Origin of the sequence: Shewanella eurypsychrophilus, assembly GCF_007004545.3 — a bacterium.
GTDB classification, from domain to species: Bacteria; Pseudomonadota; Gammaproteobacteria; order Enterobacterales; family Shewanellaceae; genus Shewanella; species Shewanella eurypsychrophilus.
This window is the reverse complement of sequence record NZ_CP045503.2, coordinates 622,324-643,544: the sequence shown is the minus strand read 5'-3', so window position 1 is coordinate 643,544 and position 21,221 is coordinate 622,324. Positions and strand designations below refer to the sequence as shown.

Here is a 21,221-nt window from a genome sequence, read left to right as displayed (position 1 = left end):
GATAACTTATGAAACGTGAAATGGCATTGCTACTCAGCGCAGGACTCGAAACAGCTTTAAAACAAGTTGTCGCCCAGTCTCCCCAGGAGTATGCCAAATTACGTACTCTTCATGGCCAAGTCCTCTGCATTCAACTTAGCCAACTTAGTTGGCCGCTTTATTTCATTTTCGCCAGCGAAATCCAAGTATTGGGTAAATATGAAGGTGAGGTAACCACCAAAGTTAACGCTGACATTACCACCTTGTATCAGCTTACCGAGGGAGCTAACCTCACAGAACTTATCAAGCAAGACAAGCTAAGTATCGAAGGTGATCTCAGTCTATTACAGACATTTAGTCATTATCTACAGCATGTAGAATTTGATTTTGCCGAGCCTCTCTCTAATTACCTTGGCGACGCCCCTACCCACTTCCTTAGCCAAGGGGTAAAGCAAGCAAAGTCAGACCTGCTGCAAGTATTGAATAAGAGCCGCTCTCATATCGGTCAGTTAACCACCGAAGAGTACAAGTTAGCTCCTCATAAAATCGAATTTATCCATTTAGGTGATAGAATCGATGATCTAGTGGTAGATGTTGACGCCATTGAAACGCGCATCAATCAACTACTCAGTGATTTTAAAACAAAGGCGAACGCTAAAACATGACGGCAACCAGTATCAGACGAGCTTATCAGGTCATCAAGATCACCCTCAATTATGGGCTCGACGAGTTAATACCTGCAAAAATGACTCCCTGGTACTTTCGAATTCTTCGTTGCTGCCTGTTCTGGATCAGAAATCAGCATAAGGACAAGGCTGGCGGAGAACGACTAAAGCTCGCCATGCAAGAGCTTGGTCCCGTGCATATAAAGTTTGGACAGATGCTATCGACTAGGCGAGACCTGCTCAGTGATGAGTGGGCAGAAGAGCTTGCTATGTTGCAAGACAGAGTGCCGCCTTTCGATTCAGCGATTGCTAGAAAGATGATTGAAGAGGAGTTAGGTGCACCGATTGACACCTACTTCGATGACTTCGACGATACCCCTCTCGCATCAGCATCAATATCACAAGTACACACAGCGACATTAAAATCCAATGGCAAGGCCGTGGTATTAAAGGTCTTACGCCCAAATGTTGAAGCACAAGTCCATGCCGACATTCAACTCATGTCTCAGGCAGCCTCCTTTCTTGAGACCTTGTTAGGCCATGGAAATAGACTCCGCCCAGCGGAAGTCATCGAAGATTACCGCACAACCATCGAAGGAGAGTTAAACCTCAAGTTAGAGGCACTGAATGCCATCAGACTGAGAAATAACTTTTTAGATTCCGGCTCTTTGTATATCCCTTATATGTACGAAGATCTTTGCTTCACTCGTTTAATCGTGATGGAACGCATTGACGGCATCCCTGTTTCAGATATGGCGGCTTTGAAGGCTCAGGGTACCAACCTTAAAAAACTCGCTGAGCGCGGAGTAGAGCTATTTTTCACTCAAGTGTTTAGAGATAACTTCTTCCACGCCGACATGCATCCAGGTAATATTTTTGTTAGCCGTGAAAATCCAGATGACCCCCACTACATAGGGTTAGATTGCGGCATTATGGGCACGCTAACGGATGAGGATAAACGTTATCTTGCTGAAAACTTTTTGGCCTTCTTTAACCGAGATTACCGCCGAATTGCCCAACTTTATATCGAGTCTGGCTGGGTATCACCAGATACCGATATCGGTGCCTTCGAACAAGCCGTTAAAGTCGTTTGTGAACCTATGTTCAATAAGCCATTAGATGAAATTTCATTCGGCCATGTACTGCTAGAGTTATTTCGTACAGCAAGACGCTTCGATATGGTGGTTCAGCCACAACTGGTACTGCTCGAAAAAACCTTGCTATACATTGAAGGTCTAGGGCGTCAACTCTACCCTCAGTTGGATCTTTGGCAAACCGCCAAACCTTTCCTAGAAGATTGGATGTCGCAGCAAGTCGGTCCCAAGGCGATGGCGAAAAAGGTCAAGCAAGAGTTGCCGTACTGGATAGATAAATTGCCAGAGTTGCCAGAGCTGGTGTACGACAACCTGAAAGTGGGCAAGAATTTTGTCAAATCACAGAACAAGATGCTTGACCGCTACCTAAAACAGCAGCAAAAGGCCCATAAAAGTAACTATCTTTTGCTCACATCAGCAGTTTTAGTGATCTGCGGCACGATTTTGTTTAATCAAGACGCTACACTATGGGCGTCTTATGGCAGTATCACTGCCGGCGTCATTCTTTGGCTTACCGGGTGGAGATCTCGACCAAAGAATCGCAAATTTTAGCTAGCACTAATTAACCATAGGTTCATAATAGAACCGTATATATTTTTTAAGAGGTAGATCGTCATGGGTAACATGGGTATTTGGCAACTTCTGATCATCGCAGTGATCGTAATCTTATTATTTGGCACAAAGAAGTTGCGTTCACTTGGTGGTGATTTGGGCGGTGCTGTAAAAGGCTTCAAGAACGCCATGTCTAGCGAAGATGAGAAGAAAGCACTGGAAGAAAATAGCTCTGATGTAGCTAAAACTTCTGCAGAGGCTACTGAAAAGAAGCCAGAGTCTAAGGACAAAGAACAGGCGTAATTCCTTATGTTCGACGGTATCGGCTTTATGGAGCTGTTGTTGATCGGTATTTTAGGGCTAGTAGTACTTGGCCCTGAAAAACTCCCGGTTGCAGTCCGCTCAATTACAGGTTGGATCCGCGCCATGAAAAACATGGCGAACTCAGTGAAAGATGAACTAGAGCAGGAGCTTAAAATTGAGCAACTGCATTCAGATCTCAAAAAGGCTGAAAGCCAAGGCTTAAAAAACCTTTCACCCGAGTTACAGGATTCGATAGATCAATTAAAAGATGCAGCTCAATCAGTTAATCGTCCCTATAAGGTAGAAGAGACTCCAGCGGCCAGTAGCAGTGTGCCTACGGAATCATCAACACCTAAGACAAATACAACTGAGACTAGCTCCACTACAGAAAAACCTAACAGGTAGTCCATGTCTCAACAGCCTCTAATTAGTCATTTACTTGAACTGCGCACCCGATTGCTACACGCAACTGCTAGTGTGCTCGTAGTGTTTGCCTGCCTGGCCTATTGGTCTAATGATATTTATCATTATATGGCAACACCTCTGATGCAAGCTTTGCCTGAAAGCACTAGCATGATTGCTACCGATGTGGCGGCACCTTTCTTCGCCCCCTTTAAGCTCACATTAGTATTGTCTTTTTTCATCGCGATCCCTTACGTGCTCTATCAGATATGGTCATTCATAGCACCCGGCCTGTATAAGCATGAAAAGCGTTTGATGTTCCCCTTACTGGCCAGTAGTACTTTTCTGTTTTACCTAGGAATAGCCTTTACTTACTATGTCGTGTTTCCAGTTGTATTTGGCTTCTTTGCCAGTGCAGCCCCTGAAGGTGTGCAAGTCGCAACGGATATCACTAGCTATCTCAGCTTTATTCTCAAGTTGTTCTTTGCATTTGGTTTAGCCTTTGAGATCCCAATTGCAGTCGTTTTACTCTGCTGGGCTGGAGTCACGACTCCAGAAGAGCTTAAGGAAAAACGCCCCTATATTGTCGTGGGTGCCTTTGTGCTCGGTATGATGCTGACACCTCCAGATATCATTTCGCAAACTATGTTAGCAATCCCTATGTTAATTTTATTCGAAGGGGGATTGATTGCTGCTCGTTTCTACAGTAAAAAGGATGATGAAGAAGACGATGAGCAAGACAAACAGGATGAACCTGGCCAAGAAACTAAATAAGCTATAGCTAATTAGTTAAAAATGGCGCGCTCAAATATCATAAGGGAAAATATTCATGCGCATAAGTTGGATTACCGCGGCAGCGATACTGGTATCGGCTCAAGCTAGTGCTGGACTGGAACAAGGATTGGCAACCTGTAGCGCTAAAGCGGATAAACTAGATCGCTTGATCTGTTATGACACATTAGCAGGAAGCGTGAAAAGCGCGCCAAAAGTCACAAGTGATGCTACAGCAATTTCAGTAACTAGCGTTGCTGCAGTTTCTAAAGCTCAAACCGTCACAGCGACAGGTACCACGGTCCCTGCCAACATTGAAGATGAATTTGGTCGTGCCGGCATAAAAAAAGACCAAGAAGAAGCTGATAAAGAAATTAACAAAATTTATTTAGATGTCGATTCAATAAAGAAGGATGTTTATGGGTCACTAAAGATATCCTTCACTAATGGTCAAGTATGGAAGCAAAGTGATAGCAAGCGATTTAAGCTAGCAGCAGGACAAACTGTTTATATTGAAAAAGGTGCCTTTGGTGCGTTTTACCTAGGAGTAAAAGAAAGAAACTCCACCATCAAGGTTAAACGCCTAAAGTAATGCCACAATATATAGATATTGCTGTCAATTTGATTGGCTGCGCGCTTGAGAAAAATGCTGATGAGGTCATCCAACGCGCGATGATCCAAGGGGTTTCGCCGCTCATCGTTATTGGTGGCGATATCGAACAAAGTACTGATGCAATCACACTGTGCCAGCGATACCCCAATCAGCTTTTTTGCACCGCGGGTACACACCCTCACCACGCCAGCGAATGGCTGCCCGATAGCACCGAGAAGATAAAACGACTCACTCTAGCGAAGCAAGTGGTTGCTATTGGTGAATGCGGCTTAGATTATAATCGTGATTTCTCTCCGCGCCCCATGCAGCGAAAAGCCTTCGAAGATCAACTCGCATTAGCCGCCGAGCTACAAATGCCAGTGTTGATGCATGAGCGTGATGCCCATGAAGACTTTTTCGCAATTTTGAGAGAATATCGCTCTTCCCTTCCTGCGGCCCTGCTGCATTGTTTCACTGGTAATAAACAGAGCCTGCAAGCGTATTTAGATCTTGATTTGCATATAGGGATCACTGGCTGGGTATGTGATGAACGTCGAGGAGCTGAGCTTGCCGAGCTAGTTCCCAATATACCCGACAATCGAATTTTGATAGAAACTGATAGTCCATATCTGCTGCCTCGCAGTATGCGACCTAAGCCAAAATCGAGTAAAAATGAGCCACAATACTTACCCTATATTGCTGAATATATTGCTAACCTAAGAGGCCAACCTGCCGAGGCCTTTGTCACACAGGTTTACCATAACAGTATTGACTTTTTTGGTCTGCAACATCTGCAGCCACCGCATATTCAAGTATGTACAGCCGATGAAACCAGCTAGTTTCTTTCTGCTGTTTCTCTCGTTATTCATGGTTTCTGAAGTTCGTTCAGAAACCTTACTCGCCGTCGGAGAAGATGCTGAAGGAGCACTGGCTCTAACCCATTGGCTTTATCACACACCCGCCGAACATGCCGATGATATTACGACTGTTAGACAGCTCAGTTCCAGCCGCTGGCAAAGATTAACCCCAGACGACAATAATCGCATTGGTATACCTGCATTCTGGGTGAGGTTTAGTATCTACAACGCTGAAAACACACCGATAGATCGCATTCTGTCTTTGGCAAATCCCCACATAGATAACATCTCCCTTTATCATGTTATTAATGGGCAAGTGAAGCATCAAATGATTATGGGTGACAGCCTGCCCTTTAATCAAAGGCCAATAATTAATAACCACTTTCTTTATCCTTTTCAGCTCGAACCGGATGTATTACATACTTTCTATCTAAAAATCGAAACCGAAGGCAGTGCGTCACTGCCTTTAAGCTTGTCATCACCGAACTCTTTTGCAAAAGACATAGAAGCAAGCTCACTGACAAATGGTTTTCAACTCGGTGCACTCACTGCTATCGGCTTATTTAGCCTATTCATTGCCATTAGCTCTCGCTCATTTAGCTACAGTTATTACTCAGGTTATGTACTCTCTGTCACCTTATTGGTTGCAACACTGCATGGCTTTGCATTTCGCTTCATCTGGCCTGATTGGCCCCTTCTACAAAAATACATGATCCCGTTTTTAGTGCCTACAACGATGTTTTTTGCCTTACTGTTTACCGAAAAAGTATTGCAGCTTAAGTACCATAATTTACGCATGCTCAGGCTGTGTCGTTACGGGGCTTTTGTAGCAGTTTTGCTGGCTTTTATCACACCTTTTATAAATTACACTGTCAGTCTGTACATTAACATTCTAGCCGTACTTATCGTAACAGTAGCCTTGATGATCATGGCGCTGATCCAAGCAATGAAGGGACATAAACTCGCTAAACTCTATACCCTAGCCTGGAGTGGTATGCTAGTTGGCTCCTTTGTGACAGCTGCCATGTATTTAGGCTTACTGGATTTACCAATATCTCACCTCACTCCTTTGATGCTAGGTCTATTGTTCGAAATTGTCTTTATGGCCGCTGTACTTGCGATTCGGTATAACGATGAACGCAAGTCAAAATTAAAAATACAGCAAGAAGCAGTCATACAAGCACAACGCATTCGAGAGACTCGCGAAGAGTCCCTCAAGATAGAAGCTGAAAGTAATGAAAAACTCGAGCAGATGGTTCAAGGTAGAACCTTAGAGCTCGAGATAGCTTTGCGAGAACTTAACGAAGCAAATCAAAAACTCACCGAACAAGCAACCATAGATAGCCTGACAGGGGTTAAGAATCGCGCCGCATTCGATAAACGCTTACAGGCAGAGGGGCGTTTAAGCAGAAGACAGCAAACCCCTATGGCCATTTTGATGTTGGATATCGATCGGTTTAAATCTATCAATGATACCTATGGCCATCTCGCTGGTGATCAGGCGCTCAGGTTGATCGCGCAAACGTTAAATGAAAAATTAAAACGTCCAGGAGATCTGGTATCACGTTTTGGCGGAGAAGAGTTTGCTATCATATTACCCAATACCGACGAAGATGGAGCAGCTCTGGTCGCAGAACGGATCAGACAAACTGTTGCAGTGCTACCAATCACTTGGGAGAGCCACTTAATTCCTCTAACTATAAGCATTGGAGTCAGCGCTGAGATCATCAACACAGAACAACACCCAACTCAGCTACTAGAACAATCGGATAAGGCACTCTATTGCGCCAAAAATGATGGTAGAAATCGGGTGATGACATATACCCCAGACACTCTTTAGTCACAATTATCAACATCACTCAGTCAATAATTATAGGGCCAAATAGGGTCATAATTATTTGAGAACAAAGTTAGGAGTCGAAAGTGAATATAATTACTAGTGCTTTTCCTCAGCGTAGAATGCGCCGCATGCGTAAACATGATTTCAGCCGCCGTTTAATGGCCGAAAACACTCTCTCAGTCAACGATTTAATTTACCCTATGTTCGTTCTTGAAGGTAATAATCGTACAGAGACAATCGCTTCTATGCCTGGTGTAGAGCGTTACTCTATCGACCTATTATTAAAAGAAGCACAAGAACTTGTAGAACTTGGTATTCCGTTAATCGCCTTATTCCCTGTCACACCATCAGAGAAGAAAACCCTACTCGCCGAAGAAGCTTATAATGCTGACGCTCTTGCACAGCGCGCTGTACGTGCGCTAAAAGAAGCTTTCCCTGATTTGGGTGTTATGACAGATGTGGCGCTTGACCCTTTCACCACCCACGGACAAGATGGAATCATCGACGAAGATGGTTATATCCTCAACGATATAACCACAGAAATCTTAGTTAAGCAGGCCTTATCTCACGCCGAAGCTGGTGCGGATATCATTGCTCCATCAGATATGATGGATGGCCGTATTGGTGCTATTCGCCAAGCATTGGAAGAAGCGGGTCACGTTAACACGCAGATCATGGCCTATTCAGCGAAATACTCATCAAACTATTATGGCCCATTCCGCGATGCCGTCGGCTCTGCTGGTAACCTTAAGGGTGGCAATAAACATAGCTATCAGATGGATCCAGCCAACAGTGATGAAGCACTCCACGAAGTGGCCCTTGATATTCAAGAAGGGGCTGACATGGTCATGGTTAAACCTGGCATGCCTTACCTAGACATAGTCACTAGGGTTAAGACTGAGCTGGCTGTGCCTACTTTTGCCTATCAAGTTAGTGGTGAATATGCGATGCATATGGCTGCGATTGAGAATGGCTGGTTAGCAGAGAAAGCAATCGTAATGGAATCACTGATGTGCTTCAAACGTGCTGGCGCTAATGGAGTACTGACCTATTTCGCCAAACGAGCAGCTCAGTGGTTAAAAGAGGATCAAGCTAAGTAATCTTACTCGCCTTTCTCGATAAAAGACCGCATCTATTGCGGTCTTTTTACGCCTGCTATTCTGACTTATAAGCGCAGTCTGTAGCAAAAGGCATCACTTGATAAAACCATGTTTAATAATTTATCCATCGTTACAGAGAGGTTTATTTATTAGCTGTTCACTACGGCAATATGTGACCGATACAAGTAATTGTACAAATAGATAGTGATCCAACCAGCCTTTATCAGCAGTGTTGCTGTTCCACTCTAGCACTAAATGCTTAAATACAGGCGTCGCTACTATATAGCAGCACTAGCCATTTCCCCCGAGCCTGAGGTATTATCATGAATCAAAGCGTCAAGGCATTACTTGCCACTACCGCCCTCTTTTTTAGCTGCCAAACATTAGCTGACAGCGGCTGCGCATTCGATGAAAAGCAAGATGGCTTTATTGCCACCTGTAGCGAGGAGAAACAAGAAGTGATTTTAACCGGTGATGTAAGTGCACAAACCTTAGTGACAGAACTAGATGACTTTACTGAAGGTTATAAAGAATACGAAGTAGATACTGCGGCGATTACTCCGCTCAAGTCTCTCAAAGAGCCTACCGAAATCATTGTGATCATCGGTACCTGGTGTCCTGATTGTCACCGTGAAACGCCCCGTTTTATCCGAATCATGGAAGAGGTTAACAACCCAAATATCACCGTGACCTATATTGGTGTAGATCGCCAGAAAGCCGATCCAGAAGGACTCGCAGCACAGTATGAATTTAGCCGTATCCCAACCTTTATTGTCATGCAAAAAGGTGAAGAGATTGGCCGTATCGTAGAACGTCCAGAAGTGTCATTAGAAATTGATTTAGCAAAAATTCTAAACTGATAACATTTGACTTAAAAAGAAAAGGCACTCGATGAGTGCCTTTTTTGTGTCGATTATTTAACTAAACAAATTTAGAAAGCTTGAGTGAAAGACACCCAGTAAGAACGACCAATAATGTCATAAATACTGCTCTCATAATCACCATTAGCACGGAAACTTGGATCTTCATCAGTCAAGTTGTTCACACCTGCTGAAACAGTGTTGTTCCAAGGCATAGTGTATGAGTAACTTAGCGTATGGTAGACAACTGAATCAATCTGGTAGCTGCTACCGTTTTCATTCTCGTCTTCAGTAGACTGGTGATCGACATAATCCGCTTGATAGAACAAGCTATGATCGCCGACTAAATAGTTAGCAGAAAAGTTAACGCGATCATCCGGATAATCTTCAGTACCACTCCAGTTACGTGAGACAGTCTGTACACCACCTACTGGCATTGAATCTGTATACTTTAAATAATGAGACCAGGCAAGTCCTAGCTTAAAGTCACCCACTTCAGTTTCAAAGGTAGATGCAAACTTAGTATCAACACCTTGGCGCTCGCTCAAACCAATGTTTTGTATGACATTATTCATTGCCGTTAGCTTACCCGCACCGTTTTGGCTCACCGATGTACCAGGGTAGATAGTGCTTATATCAGGTCGGGGCTGGCTAGCAGCATCAGCAGCTTGCCATAACTCAGCTTGAGCACGGGTGATTTCACTATCATTCAAAGAACTAATTAGACCTTCAGTCTCAAGTGACCAGTAATCAACAGATACATTGAAGTTATCTGTAATGTCCCAAACAACACCAACATTATAACTTTCTGACTCTTCTGGGCCCAAGTTCTCGTTACGACCGATAGAAACAGGTACATTATCTTCGATATCACAGCCATCGATACCTAAACCATCTTCATAGCACTTAAGGTAGTTAGTCACATCGTTATAGCCAACACTAGTAGATTGGTTCAGATCCGCCAAAGTCGGTGCTCTGAAACCTGTTCCCCAAGATGCACGTATCAATAACGGCTCTAGCACGTTATAACGCACTGAAACTTGTGGGTTGAATGTGCCACCAAAATCAGAATATTCATCGTAACGCGCCGCAAGGTTGAGTTCTAAGTTATCGAGAACCGGGAAAGCCATCTCCATAAAGACCGCTTTAACATCACGCTCACCACTACCGCCAGCGCCACCACTACCACCTGCAATTAAGCCTGCTTCATCTAGGGCATCAACCTGCGAGTCGAGCTTTTCTTCGCGATATGATGCGCCAACATACAGACCAGTTGCACCGCCAGCAAGTTCAAACAACTCGAAACTAAGACCAGCATCAACTTCTAATGCGCTGCTTGTTAAGCGAGCATCAGAGTTAGCTGTTGCACCGCCAGGCATTTCTGAGTTTGGATCGCGCGGATCCCAACCTACAAATGAGTTGCTATCATCATCCCAAGCACCAACGAGGTCAGTTGTAGCACCAATCAATTGATAGCCAGTTCCCCATTTGAATACGTCATACTTGTTGTATGACACAGATGCATTCCAATCGAAACTATCAGTTGTGCCATCAAGACCCACTAAGAAGTCATAGATGTTATCGGTACTTTCACGGACTCGGTTACCTGCGGTATCGAAACGATACTTCATCGCGCCACCTTCAGGCACTGCACGTAGATCTAGTCCGGCAGCAGTAGTATAAGCAGGCATAGCTTGTGGGAAACTGATATATCCAGGGATAGGTGCAGACACATCAGTGGTCTTATTCGATGCCCAGTATGCACGCGCTGTTAGCTCAATATCATCACTGATGTTATATGAGTAGTTTAGTAGTGTAGATGTACGCTCTTGGTCAACATCATTGTAAGCCGCTTTAGTATAGTCATAGGCACAAGAGGTTTCCCCAGGATATGCACTATCGCTCAAAGGTCCGGTGAAGTTTTCACCATAAACATCCCCACAATCTAGGCCTTCATTAGTAAATGGTGTTTGATATTCCCAACCGCCATTTGGCCCCATATCGATTGTACGACCTGTTTGACTCAGACCAATCCAGCTTTGAAAATCACTTGGATCTTGGCCATCTTTAACGTGTGCAGCAGTATATGGACGTTCTCCAAAGGTAATACCTGTTTTCTTAAAATGCTCAATAGTGAACATCAAGTTACCTTTATCTGAACTTAGGCCACCAGTAAATGAGGCTGAGTGGTTATCACCGCCACCATCAGCAGCAGGATCTTCAGCGCGAAGCTTAACTTCAACACCTTCAAAGTCTTTCTTCAAGATGATGTTAATAACACCAGCGATGGCATCGGTACCATAAATCGCAGAGGCACCGTCAGAGAGAATTTCGATACGCTCAACCGCTGCTGTAGGAATAGTGTTGATGTTGGTTGCACCGCCACCTAAGACTGGAGACTTGGCCATACGCTTACCATCAAGCAATGTCAGTGTATGACTTGCATCGGCACCTTTAAGCTGAATAGTTGCTTGAGATGACCAGCTGTTGTTTGATGTGCCGCCGTATGAACCAAAGGAGTTCAATGTCGATGCTCTCAATGCATCACCCACTGTCGAGAAACCTGCAGTTGCCATATCTTCAGCAGTAATGGTTGTTACTGGGCTTGCACCTTCCATATCGACACGCTTAAGGCGTGAGCCAGTAACTTCGATACGCTCTACCGCATCGTCATCAGCTTCTACTGCATATACGGGTGCAGATAGTGCTACTACACCACCGCAGGCTAAACTAACCAGCTTCGCAAGGTTATTAAATTTCATACTTCCATCTCCCAAGAATATATTTTTTATAGGTCCTATGCTCAGTTAACTTTGATGTTTGAAACCAAAAATCAAACAACAACAAAACATGGCGACAACATATGTATCACATGCTGTATTTTGTATGCAATATATCTTTCTTGGGTATGGTTTTAGTTTATGCGGTGATTTAGAGTATTTATGCAATATAATCACATTTATAAAAAATATTTTTCCGACTAGTAATTAGCTACTTACTCAGTAAAGCCTGAGTTACATAAGTTAAGACAGCTTACTCACCATAAGCTTAAGTCTGATAAATTTATCGGTGCAAGATTCATAATAACTAAAAATGCAATTAGCATAAAAAGTATCTAAATATGTCTGAATGGAATAAGTGACAGAATGAAGTGAACGAATGTATCTATGCCCCATAAATAAAAAAGGCCGCAAATGCGGCCTTTTCTCTTAGCTAGGTTATTTAGAACTCATAACGAGCGACAAGTGAGAAGTAACGCTCTTCTTGTCGTTCAGTCGTCATTCCATAGTTCGGATTGAGCATTAGCCCATCTTCACCATAAGCTGTACGCTCTTCATTAATGTTTGTCGCAGTGTCTGTATTCAACACATTGTAAACTGTGCCTTTAATGCTGAAGTCACCACTTAATAGCTCTGTTCTATACATCAAGGAAAGATCAAGTTTGGTTACCCAAGGTAAAGTACCAGCTGTACCACGTGGAGATGGGTTGCCATTCTCGTCATAGTGACTAGCATGTCCGTAATAACGGCTGATACATGCATCCCATGGATTACCCGGCGCACAGCTATCTACGCCTTCAGGGTGAACTGAGAATTCATTTTGCGGACGACCCGAGCTAATGCTAGTTACAAAACCAAGAATCAACTCTTCGGTAATGTCATAGCTACCATTAAACTTAAACACATGGGTGTGATCATTTGGCAGGTCGCCATAACCATGGTCCATTAGGTCGCCATAATCATAAGATGTCGTCCAGCCTGGATCGGCTTGATCATTATCTGTTTTAACTAAGCCCTCTGTGTTACCCCAGTTATGCGACAGGGTGTAAGAGGAGTTAATGCGGAAGTCATCAGTCACATTACCATCGAGCGTTAACTCGAGCGCTAAGTAGTGACGTTCCATAGCATCAAGTGCCATCTCTTCAGGTGAAAGTGTCACGTTGTCGACTTGGCCATCACCATCAAAATCATAGCTTAAGTTTACCGCTTCACCTGGGTTATGCAGCACATAGTATGAACCTTGACCAACATTATCTTCGATGCCAAGCTCAGCTAACTTCTTACTTAAAATCGGTTCAACATCAGTATCTTCTATACCGCGACCTAGGTCACGCCAGATTACACGAGCACCGGCAGACATAGTCTCAAATACTTCCTGCTGATAACCAACAGTAATTTCATCAGAGTACATAGAATCGAGTGAAGATGATGCGATTAAGCCTGGCTCAGTAATACCTTGCTGTCTGACACGTGTATCGCGAATATTAACACCACGGCTAGGAGAACCATCGGCAGTAATAATTGGATGGCCATCACTATCAAGCTGATCTAGCTCATAATAGTCAAACACTTCTCGCTGCGAACCACCCTGCTTGATGTTCATGTTGACCGATACAGGCTGGAAGTAGCGTCCGTATGTTGCAAATATCTTAGATGTGCCATCACCATGAATATCATAGATAGCCTGAAGTCTTGGTGCTATCTGGTTATCTAGATCGACATAAGCTCGACCATCAGATACGGTATTTTTATAACTATTAACTCTCACGCCAGCATTGATAACTAAGTTATCAGTAGCCTGCCATGAATCATTAATATAATAAGCTAATGAACTCACCTCTGAATCATTCTTAGCAAAGGTCGAACGACGGCGACGCTCAATATAGTCTTCGCCTTCTGCAGCGCCAGAGATATCATTGGCACCAGCGGTTGCAATTGTCCACCAACCCTGTGCTTCACCGATACCGTTTTGGTCTTCTGAATAATCAACCGCTACACTGCTGTAATCGACACCAAAGCTGATAGCATGATCTTCAAGATCCCAGTTAAAGTCGATACGAGCCTGATCGCGTACATAATGCTGCTCAACAACAGTAGAGTTAGTATGCTGGCTCAAAGTAACAAATGAACCATTTCTCTCATCCCAAACACCAGGGTTTGAAGAAGCAACACGATTTTCTACATTTTCTTCAACTCGACCAACCACAGCAGACACAGAGAAGTCATCGGTGATGTAGCCATTATAATTTATGCTATAGAGTTCACCACCATCTTCACCCGGTGCAGCAATACCTTGCTGATCACCAATTTTATTGGTTTCCCAATCATAGGCATAGGTCGTTGTCGTCCAGGTACGCTTATTGTTCATCGCCATGAAGCCGATAGAGTGATCTTCTGTCATGTACCAATCTAATTTAGCGAACCAGCGATTAGACTCACGATCTTTCTCTTTATAAACCGTTTGAGTAGCCCACTCAAAATCATTCTGGCTCGGCTCATATAAACCATAATAGAACAGCTTATCTTCGATGATTGCACCGCTTGCCCAGATTCTGGCTTGCTTGAAATCTTCTGAGTTTTGCATGGTGTTATTGTCACCATCGATAGTTCCATCGGCTTGATAGATTGAATCATGAGACGATCTCATCGATGCCGGATCCCAACGACCCTCAACCCCAAAATGAAACTCGTTATCACCAGACTTAGATACCGCATTAACGACACCACCAATGGCACTGCCAAACTCTGGAGTAATCGCGCCAGTCTTAACTTGAGTCTGTGCAATCGCTTCCCAAGGTAGGCTAAGTGAGCCAAGGCCAGTTCTGATATTGGTAATATTAAGGCCATTCAAATAATAGGCATTTTCAGCAGATGATGAACCACCAAAACTTGATGCTCCATTAAAGCTTTCACCGCCAGGAGCTGATGTGCCAGGAGCAAGCAGAGCGATATTTTCAAAACCTGAATCGACAGGCATTGTATTGAGTTCATCTTGGCTAAAAGTGACGCCAGAAGTTGATGAGCTCATATCGACACGACGTATCATGCTGCCAGTAACGGCGATACGCTCGACATTGTCAGCACCGACAGCGATTAATTGTCCATCCAAGATCACTGGCTGACCAATACTAACTCTTACACCCGACTCTTGAGTCTTAGAAAATCCATCTTTAGTGATACTAACGTCATAGTCACCAACGGGAACATTACGTAAGAAGTAATCACCCTTTGCATTCGTTTCTACCGTATACACAAGACCCTTAGTCTTATGTTTCAAAGTAATGGTCGCATTAGCTACCGTGACACCGTCACTGTTGACAATATGACCCTTAACAATACTCGTATCGGCTGCCATAGCAGCTGGCGCTGACATCATCAGCACTGAACCAACAGCGATTGCTGCTAGCGTTCTTCTTGGTGTAAATCGCTTAAACGCGTTACTTCCAGACATAATTTATTCTCCCTTAAACCTTCTCTGAATACGCGCTTAGCAAAAATATTATTAGTTGATTTGGGTACAAAGCGAACTAAGCGCAACAAAACGATAACACAGCTTACATACTTTATACAATCTGCAATATACCAAAAAAGCCCATAGTCAGGTAATTTGGAGAGTATAAACAGTGATAAACCTAGTATGTTCAAGTTTTACAAGATGATAATTGTTAATAGATTTAACAATTTGGTCGAAAGTATGTTTTTTTATATCTGAAATGGTTTTTTAAACTGATTTGTTTCTGTGTGGTTTTGAGAAAAGGAATCGTAAATCAGAGGGAGTGGGGATTTACTCCTTGTGCTGCAATGCAAAACAAACAGGCTATAGATGACTTACTTTTAGATAAACTGCTATCAGAAAGTCTATTAGGGATGGGGAGTGGTTAGTTGGAAACTCGTTATGGAAAAGCTTTCTCTAGAGACGATGAGCTAAGGTTTGCAGTACTCCTTCACGGAGCGCCCCCCCGGAGAGGTTCAGTTTTTCTATGTTAAGTAGTTCAAACAGGGCAAGCAAAATAGAGATACCAGCTGCAAAGGTTGGCGCTCTCTCATGATTTAAACCTGTGATCTCAGTCATCGAAAGATCTGACTGTGCCAGTACTTCTTGTTTGAGGCTATTAAGCACTGCAAGTGTAATACAGCTTGATTCATTGCGATGGTTTAAGAGTTCTACAACAGATTGAACGCTACCAGATGCACCGACAACACAATGCCAGCCTAAGCTAGTCAGTTCTTTTAAATGCGTACCCAGTGTTTGCTTAACCTGAGACTTAGCATTTTCAAAATCTAGTTCTTGCAGTGGGAATGAGTTAAAGAATTGCTCATTGAAGGTGACACAGCCCATAGGCAGGCTATTTTTCAACAAGACTCTATCGCCATCACCGATAATAAACTCGGTACTCGCACCACCGATATCAATTACTAAGCGGCGTCCTTCGCCACAGGTCGTGGCCACCATGCCTTGATAGATCAGCTCAGCTTCACGCATGCCTGTGATGATTTCGATGGGATGACCTAAAATAGGTAGAGCACGACGACAAAAATCATCGGAATTGGCTATATTTCGCAGGGTCGCGGTCGCGATCACTGCAATACTATCTCTCGCTACACCCTCTTTATCGAGCATATCTGCAAACATGGCTAAGCAATCTAAGCCACGTAATAACACCTCCTCACTAAGAGATCCATTCTGTTGGATCCCTTCAGCAAGACGCACTTTACGCTTATATTTGGCAATAATAGATGGCTGATCAGCCTTAGTTTCAGCGACCAGCATATTAAAGCTATTAGAACCTAACGTAATGGCTGCATAGCGAGGTGTTGTCATTTACGAGTGTCTGCGAACTCGATCATGGCGGCGTGGACCGCTATTTCGGTTACCTTGCGAACGTCCCGACCCACTACGTCCCTGTTGAGGACGATTGTTGTGCTTTCTATGTACTCGTATCGGTGCAGGAATATCTTCCAGCAGCGCAGAGCTATCATAGTTACACACTGGAATAGAATGAGTAATATACTCTTCAATCGCTGGTAAATTCAGTGCATATTCTTCACAGGCAAAACTCACCGACACGCCTTTCTTACCAGCACGCCCTGTACGGCCAATACGATGAACGTAATCTTCACAGTCATCGGGAAGATCGTAGTTATACACGTGTGAAACATCAGAGATGTGTAGACCACGAGCAGCAACATCTGTAGCAACTAATAGATCTAATTCACCAGTAGTGAACTGCTCGAGTATACGAATACGCTTCTTCTGTGGTACATCACCAGTTAGCAAGCCCACTCTGTGGCCGTCACCTGATAACCAAGACCAGACATTTTCACAGCTGTGCTTAGTATTAGAGAAGATAATCGCCTTCTCGGGCCAATCTTCCTCAATCAAAGTCAGTAGTAACTTCATCTTCTCATCCATCGATGGATAGAAGATCTCTTCTCTGATATTTTTAGAGGTTTTTTCGTTAGGCGCAATGACGACCTTTTCAGGTTCATTCATGTGATCGTATGCCAGTTCCTGTACTTTCATCGATAAAGTCGCAGAAAACAACATATTAAGACGCGATTTAGCATCAGGCATACGTCTGAAAAGGAAGCGGATATCTTTAATGAAACCAAGATCGAACATACGATCGGCTTCATCAAGCACAACAGCTTGAATAGCACTCAAGTTAATGATGCCTTGACGGACGTAATCAATAATACGTCCCGTGGTACCGATAAGAATATCGATACCTTTATCTAGCACCTTACGTTGCACTTCGTAACTTTCACCGCCATACACGATACCGACTTTCAAGCCAGTATGTTTTGCTAATAAAGTTGCATCTTTAGCAATCTGAATAGCAAGCTCACGAGTTGGTGCCATAATCATAGCGCGAGGCTGATTAATTTGACGACCTTCAGGAACTGGGGTAGATAGCAGATGTTCAAAAGTCGCCACCAGGAATGCTAATGTCTTCCCTGTACCGGTCTGTGCTTGACCTGCGATATCTTTTTTCTGCAATAGAATAGGTATTGATAGTGCTTGAATAGGCGTACAAAATTCAAAGCCGCTCTCGTTTAGTGCTGTTTTTATCCCTTCATTAAGGGAAAAGTCGGCAAACTTCTGATTAGATAAATGTGTTTCGCTCATAGCGGCAGCATACCAGTTAGGGTTGCAATAAGAAACTCAATCGTTTGAAATAGCGACTAATTATAAAAAGTAGCTTTAAAGGTTATTCAAACTACCTTGAAAAGTTATTTTCAGACCCAATATACAGGTTAAGCCATTAACAAACCAGCAATGGCAGCCTAACTGGAGAACATCATGAGCGACAAGATAGTACAACTAAGCGACGACAGCTTCGAAAATGACGTAATCAACTCTGAATTACCAGTAGTTGTTGATTTTTGGGCGGAGTGGTGTGGTCCTTGTAAGATGATTGCCCCTATTTTAGATGACGTCGCAGAAGAATATGCAGGCAAAGTGACTATCGCTAAGTTAAATGTCGACCAAAACAGCGTTTCACCCGCTAAGTATGGCGTACGTGGTATTCCAACATTGCTTATCTTCAAGAACGGCGAATTAGCTGGAACCAAAGTTGGCGCTCTATCAAAGACTCAACTTAAAGAGTTCATCGAAGCTCAACTATAAGTATTTTGCCTCTTTGGTATAAACTTTAGTCAGCTTTACTGTAAGTCATTTCATCAAAAAAACGAGATGCCTTACACAATAGCGCTAATATAGTGATTCCTGACACAGCTTATTCATTAAATTGTGTCGGGTTGAGCTAAATCCCTAGACGCACACTCACTATAGTGCTACTTTAATAACCAGACCTTTTCTACTAACCCACACCTCGCTATACGATTAATCATTCAAATTGTATTAAACAGTTATTGATCCCTTTATCGTAAATAGCATTGTCTCGCATAAAAAGACCCACCAAGATGAATTTATCAGAATTAAAAGATACGTCGATTTCAGACTTAGTAAAGCTCGCCCAAGAGATGAAAGTTGAGAATACAGCCCGCGCACGTAAGCAGGACATTATTTTCTCTATCCTCAAAGCCCACGCCAAAAGCGGTGAAGATATTTTCGGTGGCGGAGTATTAGAAATTCTACAAGATGGATTCGGGTTCCTCCGCAGTGGTGATGCATCTTACCTTGCAGGTCCTGATGATATCTATGTTTCCCCTAGCCAGATCCGTCGCTTCAGTATGCGGACCGGTGATACCATCTTCGGAAAAATCAGACCACCTAAAGAAGGCGAACGTTATTTCGCACTTCTAAAAGTCTCTGAAGTCAACTATGACAAGCCTGAAAATTCTCGTACAAAAATTCTTTTCGAAAACTTAACCCCACTACATGCAGAAGAACGTATGCGCATGGAACGTGGTAATGGTTCAACAGAAGATATTACTTCACGAATTCTCGATCTATGTTCGCCAATTGGTAAAGGTCAACGTGGTTTGATTGTTGCTCCGCCAAAAGCAGGTAAGACATTACTGCTTCAGAACATGGCTCAAAGCATCACCTACAACAACCCAGACGTAGTTTTAATGGTTCTGCTTATTGATGAGCGTCCGGAAGAAGTGACCGAGATGCAGCGCATGGTAAAAGGTGAAGTGATTGCTTCTACCTTCGATGAGCCAGCGAGTCGTCACGTACAAGTAGCCGAAATGGTTATTGAAAAAGCTAAGCGCCTTGTTGAGCACAAGAAAGACGTGGTTATTCTGCTTGATTCAATCACTCGTCTTGCACGTGCATACAACACAGTGATCCCATCATCAGGTAAGGTACTTACTGGTGGTGTCGATGCTAACGCACTACACCGTCCTAAACGTTTCTTCGGTGCAGCTCGTAATATTGAGTTCGGTGGTAGCTTAACAATTATCGCTACAGCATTGGTTGATACCGGTTCTAAGATGGATGAAGTCATCTACGAAGAATTTAAAGGTACAGGTAACCAAGAGTTACACCTTTCTCGCAAAGCTGCTGAAAAGCGTGTTTTCCCTGCCATCGACTTTAACCGCTCAGGTACACGTCGTGAAGAGAAGTTAACCACGCCGGATGAGCTACAGAAGATGTGGATCCTACGTAAGATACTTAATCCTATGGATGAAGTGACTGGTATGGAATTCCTTATCGATAAATTGGCAATGACCAAGACTAACGAAGATTTCTTCAAAGCGATGAAGCGCGCTAAGACTTAAGAAGTTCTAAGTTCTAAGTTCTAAGTTCTAAGTTCTAAAAAAGCATAAAGAAAGCCGCACATGTTGCGGCTTTTTAATGTCTGGACTTCTTGTAATAAAGAATTATGAAGGTTTGCCAAGGATGGTTTGAAACATTCGTTGTGTCTGGCCTTCCTGTAATAAAGAGTTATGTCTGTCTCTTCAAAGAACCCATGGGTCGATGATGCTCCTAGCTCCTAGTTCCTAGCTCCTAGATCCTAGCTCCTAGCACCCATCCTCGTTCCTAGTTCCTAGCTCCTATTCCCTATTTCCTTAGCTTCAGCCCTAGCCTCTGCTTACACCTTTCCCTAAGCATATCCCTCAATAGTAAAATAATTGGGGTGACATGATCCCTTCCAGGGCAAACCAGATAAAGATCGGCGGACTCACCTTGGTAATCCGTCATCAAAGGAACGAGTCTTCCTGTTACTAAGTCATCGCCTAAATCCAATGATGATTTATAGACAATCCCCTTACCTGCAACGGCCCAACGGCGCGCGATATCGGCATCATTACAGGTTCGATTTCCAGTGACCCTGACTTTAAATTCTTTACCACCTTTGGTAAAAGCCCATTGATCATGAGTACGATCATCTAACATGAAAAAAAGACAACTATGCTCAGATAACTGATCTATTGACTCTATGCTTCCCCACTTTGCAATATATTCAGGAGAGGCGCACAATACCCTTTGGGCTGAACATATTTTAAAAGCCACTAAGGAAGAGTCTTTTGGCGTCCCTGAACGCAGAGCGACATCTATCTTATCGTGATAAAAGTCCGATAAAGTATCACCGATATGCAACCTAAGCTTTAACTCTGGATATTCATCCATAAAAGCATCTAGCCAAGGAAGTAATACATTTCTGCCAACATCGGAAGGCACAGCAAGGCTGACAACGCCGGAAATTTTCTCTTTCACATTATCAATAGCTTGCTGGCCAAGGTTAAGATCTGTCAATGCTCTGCGACAATGTATTAGGTAACGTTCACCCGCATCCGTTAACCTCAAGCTGCGGGTACTGCGAATAAACAAACTAGTCTCTAATTGCTTTTCGAGTCGTTTCAGTGCTGCGCTCGCAGAAGCGGGGGAGATATCCAACTCAGTCGCAGCGGCGGTAATGCTGCCACAATCAGCCACTCGAACAAAAAGCGTAAGATCATTTATTTGCATAAAATTGTTTCATTAGCGAAAGTCATCATCATGCTATGAGT

The 21,221-nt window shown here is 43.4% G+C and carries 17 protein-coding genes; 12 read left to right on the top strand and 5 right to left on the bottom strand.

The window, feature by feature from the left end:
* Positions 1-8 precede the first annotated feature (8 nt).
* The 10 genes from FM038_RS02645 to FM038_RS02600 all read left to right on the top strand — a co-directional run bounded on the left by FM038_RS02645 (position 9) and on the right by FM038_RS02600 (position 9,015).
* Positions 9-644, top strand: a complete 636-nt coding sequence (locus tag FM038_RS02645; protein WP_142871829.1) for a ubiquinone biosynthesis accessory factor UbiJ — start codon at positions 9-11, stop codon at positions 642-644.
* Complete coding sequence (gene ubiB, locus FM038_RS02640; protein WP_142871828.1) at positions 641-2,290, top strand: ubiquinone biosynthesis regulatory protein kinase UbiB; 1,650 nt, start codon at positions 641-643, stop codon at positions 2,288-2,290. The genes FM038_RS02645 and ubiB overlap by 4 nt, the downstream gene beginning before the upstream one ends.
* Before the next feature lie 63 nt (positions 2,291-2,353).
* Entirely contained in the window at positions 2,354-2,593 is a 240-nt protein-coding gene (gene tatA, locus FM038_RS02635) for a twin-arginine translocase TatA/TatE family subunit (protein WP_142871827.1), read from the top strand.
* A 6-nt stretch (positions 2,594-2,599) separates the two neighbouring features.
* A complete protein-coding gene (tatB, locus tag FM038_RS02630) occupies positions 2,600-2,998 on the top strand; it encodes a Sec-independent protein translocase protein TatB (RefSeq protein WP_142871826.1) in 399 nt (132 codons plus the stop codon).
* Positions 2,999-3,001: 3 nt separating this feature from the next.
* A complete protein-coding gene (gene tatC, locus FM038_RS02625) occupies positions 3,002-3,769 on the top strand; it encodes a twin-arginine translocase subunit TatC (RefSeq protein WP_142871825.1) in 768 nt (255 codons plus the stop codon).
* 55 nt (positions 3,770-3,824) lie between these two features.
* Positions 3,825-4,358, top strand: a complete 534-nt coding sequence (locus tag FM038_RS02620) for a hypothetical protein (protein WP_142871824.1) — start codon at positions 3,825-3,827, stop codon at positions 4,356-4,358.
* Positions 4,358-5,197, top strand: coding sequence for a TatD family hydrolase (locus FM038_RS02615; RefSeq protein WP_142871823.1), 840 nt, complete (start codon positions 4,358-4,360; stop codon positions 5,195-5,197). Before FM038_RS02620 ends, FM038_RS02615 begins: the two co-directional genes overlap by 1 nt.
* Entirely contained in the window at positions 5,184-7,055 is a 1,872-nt protein-coding gene (locus FM038_RS02610; protein ID WP_142871822.1) for a sensor domain-containing diguanylate cyclase, read from the top strand. Before FM038_RS02615 ends, FM038_RS02610 begins: the two co-directional genes overlap by 14 nt.
* 83 nt (positions 7,056-7,138) lie before the next feature.
* The gene (hemB, locus tag FM038_RS02605; RefSeq protein WP_142871821.1) at positions 7,139-8,155 is read left to right on the top strand and encodes a porphobilinogen synthase; all 1,017 of its coding nucleotides are present in this window, start codon (positions 7,139-7,141) and stop codon (positions 8,153-8,155) included.
* Between the two features lie 323 nt (positions 8,156-8,478).
* Entirely contained in the window at positions 8,479-9,015 is a 537-nt protein-coding gene (locus FM038_RS02600) for a thioredoxin family protein (RefSeq protein WP_142871820.1), read from the top strand.
* Between the two features lie 71 nt (positions 9,016-9,086).
* Here FM038_RS02600 and FM038_RS02595 read toward each other — a convergent pair whose 3' ends face one another.
* The 4 genes from FM038_RS02595 to rhlB all read right to left on the bottom strand — a co-directional run bounded on the left by FM038_RS02595 (position 9,087) and on the right by rhlB (position 17,925).
* On the bottom strand, positions 9,087-11,777 hold the full coding sequence (locus tag FM038_RS02595) for a TonB-dependent receptor domain-containing protein (protein ID WP_142871819.1): 2,691 nt from the start codon (positions 11,775-11,777) through the stop codon (positions 9,087-9,089).
* A gap of 460 nt (positions 11,778-12,237) precedes the next feature.
* A complete protein-coding gene (locus FM038_RS02590) occupies positions 12,238-15,246 on the bottom strand; it encodes a TonB-dependent receptor (RefSeq protein WP_142871818.1) in 3,009 nt (1,002 codons plus the stop codon).
* A gap of 459 nt (positions 15,247-15,705) precedes the next feature.
* A complete protein-coding gene (locus tag FM038_RS02585) occupies positions 15,706-16,617 on the bottom strand; it encodes a Ppx/GppA phosphatase family protein (protein WP_142871817.1) in 912 nt (303 codons plus the stop codon).
* Complete coding sequence (gene rhlB / locus FM038_RS02580) at positions 16,618-17,925, bottom strand: ATP-dependent RNA helicase RhlB (RefSeq protein ID WP_142871816.1); 1,308 nt, start codon at positions 17,923-17,925, stop codon at positions 16,618-16,620.
* A gap of 174 nt (positions 17,926-18,099) precedes the next feature.
* On the opposite strand from rhlB, the gene trxA reads away from it, so the two are divergent.
* Positions 18,100-18,426 carry a thioredoxin TrxA gene (gene trxA / locus FM038_RS02575; protein WP_142871815.1) on the top strand — a complete coding sequence of 109 codons (327 nt, stop codon included), beginning with the start codon at positions 18,100-18,102 and terminating at the stop codon, positions 18,424-18,426.
* 296 nt (positions 18,427-18,722) lie between these two features.
* On the top strand, positions 18,723-19,988 hold the full coding sequence (gene rho, locus FM038_RS02570; RefSeq protein WP_142871814.1) for a transcription termination factor Rho: 1,266 nt from the start codon (positions 18,723-18,725) through the stop codon (positions 19,986-19,988).
* A 283-nt stretch (positions 19,989-20,271) separates the two neighbouring features.
* Here the strand turns inward: rho and FM038_RS02565 are convergent, their stop codons facing one another.
* The gene (locus FM038_RS02565) at positions 20,272-21,180 is read right to left on the bottom strand and encodes a LysR family transcriptional regulator (RefSeq protein ID WP_142871813.1); all 909 of its coding nucleotides are present in this window, start codon (positions 21,178-21,180) and stop codon (positions 20,272-20,274) included.
* Positions 21,181-21,221 lie beyond the last annotated feature (41 nt).